The sequence below is a fragment of the Pedobacter sp. genome (assembly GCF_045628745.1).
Classification (GTDB): domain Bacteria; phylum Bacteroidota; class Bacteroidia; order Sphingobacteriales; family Sphingobacteriaceae; genus Pedobacter.
In genome coordinates this window covers 1-2,760 of record NZ_JAZQPU010000453.1, presented here as the reverse complement: position 1 = coordinate 2,760, position 2,760 = coordinate 1, and the positions used below count along the sequence as shown (strand labels likewise).

General features: G+C 43.2%; 3 protein-coding genes. All 3 read right to left on the bottom strand.

Features of this window, described 5'->3' with window-relative positions:
• Positions 1-570, bottom strand: a 570-nt coding sequence (locus ACR2F7_RS16355) for a sulfite exporter TauE/SafE family protein (protein ID WP_432714612.1), incomplete at its 3' end; no start/stop codon positions are given.
• A gap of 3 nt (positions 571-573) precedes the next feature.
• Entirely contained in the window at positions 574-1,752 is a 1,179-nt protein-coding gene (locus tag ACR2F7_RS16350; protein ID WP_432714611.1) for a molybdopterin molybdotransferase MoeA, read from the bottom strand.
• Between the two features lie 8 nt (positions 1,753-1,760).
• Positions 1,761-2,741, bottom strand: coding sequence for a GTP 3',8-cyclase MoaA (moaA, locus tag ACR2F7_RS16345; RefSeq protein ID WP_432714610.1), 981 nt, complete (start codon positions 2,739-2,741; stop codon positions 1,761-1,763).
• Between the last annotated feature and the right edge of the window lie 19 nt (positions 2,742-2,760).

The following is a 2,760-nucleotide window of genomic DNA, read 5'->3' as shown; positions in this document are numbered from 1 at the left end:
GATCAGCTGACCGCCAAGTCCGGCAACGGAATTGACAAAAATAAAGGCTGCACTAATGGCTGCCGCTTGTTTTTGGTCTGTCCATTTCAGAAGCAATAAGACCGGCGATAGAATAATACCCCCACCAATGCCGATCATCCCCGAGAGCAGGCCAATTACACCACCAACAAATAAGGAAATCACCGTATTGGAAGGGCGCAGATCTTTAGGGTCTGTATTTTTGAAAAAGAAAAACCTCGCCACAGGAATAAGCAGCAGCAGCCCTAAGATCTTTTTATAAACAGCACTTTCTATCACCATCATGCCCCCAACAAAGGAAAACGGCACCGAGGCGAGTGCAAAAGGCCAGAATGTTTTCCAGCGGAAATGTCCACCCCGATAAAATTGGATAAAAGAGGTGGAAGAAACAAAAAGATTAAGCAAAAGTGCCGTGGGTTTCATAATAGCTGGCGATACAGCAAAAATGGCCATCAATGCCAGGTAACCACTCGCGCCGCCATGTCCTACTGAGGCATATAAAAAAGCCACAATAAACAACAGCACATAAAAAAAGATAAAGTTTTCCTGCATAAATTAATCTGGTAATAAAAGGATATTCACGGCATCTCCTGCATTGAAAATCTCTTGTTCTTCGGGCAAGCAGATGAGGCAGTTGGCATGGGCAAAAGAGCTTAACCGAAAGGATTCTTGCGCTGATAGTGGCGTTGCTTTACCGTTTTCATAAATTCCTTTTAAGAAATGGGTTAATCCGGTGGTCTTTTGATATGGATGACTGAGTTCAGCCTTGATTTCTTTAACGCTATTTTTTAAATGCGACAAGCGCTTTACTGCAGGAAGCACATAGTTGTAATAACTACTCAACACAGAGGAAGGGTTTCCGGGAAGGCCAAAGATGAGCTGCGCTCCCTTTTTACCAAAATAAAGTGGTTTGCCCGGTTTCTGTTTTACTTTATGAAAGTGCTGTTCTACGCCGCAACGCTGGGTAGCTCCAATGACAAAATCGTAATCGCCTACACTAACCCCACCGGTCAGTAAAACCACATCTGCCTTCAGCAAAGCTTTTTCTAATACGCTAATCAAAATTTGCAAGTCATCATCTGCATGAAATACTTCAATTTGGTCAATGCCTTCTAATTGCAATGCCGCCTTTAGGGAATAGGCGTTAGACTCATAAACCTGTCCGAACTTTAAAGGCACACCAGGTTGCTGAAGTTCTTTGCCTGTAGAAATAATGGAAACTTTAGGCATCGGAAAAACCGATACGGTAGTGATGCCTATGCCTGCCAAAAAGCCTATTGCAGCGGGCGTAAGCAAACTTCCTTTAGCCATTGCTAATGCTCCAGCTTTTATTTCAGCGCCTTTTTCACGCACATTTGTACCTGGCTTAAGTGAAATATCGTTGAGCACTACCCTACCGTTTTTCAGGCTGATTTTTTCCTGCATCACTACTGTATCTGCACCTATGGGCAAGGGGGCTCCGGTAAAAATGCGACTGGTTTCACCGCTGTTTATGCTTAACGAATTTGAGGCTCCTGCAGCCATTTCACCCACTAAACGCAGCTCTTGTATATCGGCTTCATATTGAAAGGCATAACCATCCATAGATGATTGCCGGAAGGCAGGAATATCATATTGTGCATAACAATCTTCAGCAAGGATATGTCGGCAGGCTTTATCAATAGGCTTTTCCAGAGGTTGAAGGGCTATTAGATGGTTTATAATTTTAGCTTTGGCAGCAGAAACATCGATCATAGACAAATTTATCCTCCAATGGTTATCATGCTTCTGTTTTGAATGGCAGCGGCATCTAGTTTTTCAAAGTGGGCATCAAACTGGCCACCGAGTTCTTTTTTCTTGCTCCAGATGGAAGCTTTAATCAGCGGTAACACTTCTTCATTATTGCGAAGTGCTGTCAATAAATCTGTTTCTCCATTGCTAAAGAGGCAGTTTTTCAATTTACCATCAGCAGTAAGGCGCATCCTGTTGCAGGTACTGCAAAATGGAGCAGTCATGGTGCTGATAATGGCAAAAGAGCCCTCGTGACCAGGAATCATAAAGCTTTTGGCGGTATCATGTGGTGCTGCCTCTATAGGCAATACGGTAAAATCTTTGCTGATGACAGCAAGAATCTCCTCCAACGAAAACATTTTATTACTGGTCCATTTGTTTCCGCTGAAAGGCATAAATTCAATGAACTTAATTTGTATAGGATGGTGTTTTGTCCAGTCGATGAAATCTTTAATCTCCTCATCGTTTAATCCTTTCATCACCACCATATTGATCTTCACTTTAATATGATGATGCAATAGCAGCTCAATATTGCTGCGTACCTGGTGGAAAACATCGCGACGGGTAATCAACAGAAACTTTTCTGGCTGCAGCGTATCCAGACTGATATTCACTGTTTTAATACCTGCTTCTATGAGGGTAGGCAGCATTTCTGCTATCCTGGTTCCGTTGGTGGTGATCACCAACTCTACAGGGAGTTTACCCAGGGCGGCAATAATTTCTGCAGCATCCTTTCGTACCAAAGGCTCACCACCGGTTAACCTGATTTTCTTTACCCCCTGTTCCACAAAGATTTTGGCGAGCGTAATGATTTCCTGCGTCTGCATTAATTTTGACGCAGGTGTAAAGTCATAATCCTCCTCGGGCATGCAATAAAAACAGCGGAAGTTGCAGTTATCGGTAAGCGATATCCGCAGGTAATCGTGCACTCGTCCAAAAGAATCGCTGATCATGTGTGGTTAATTAAGTTGA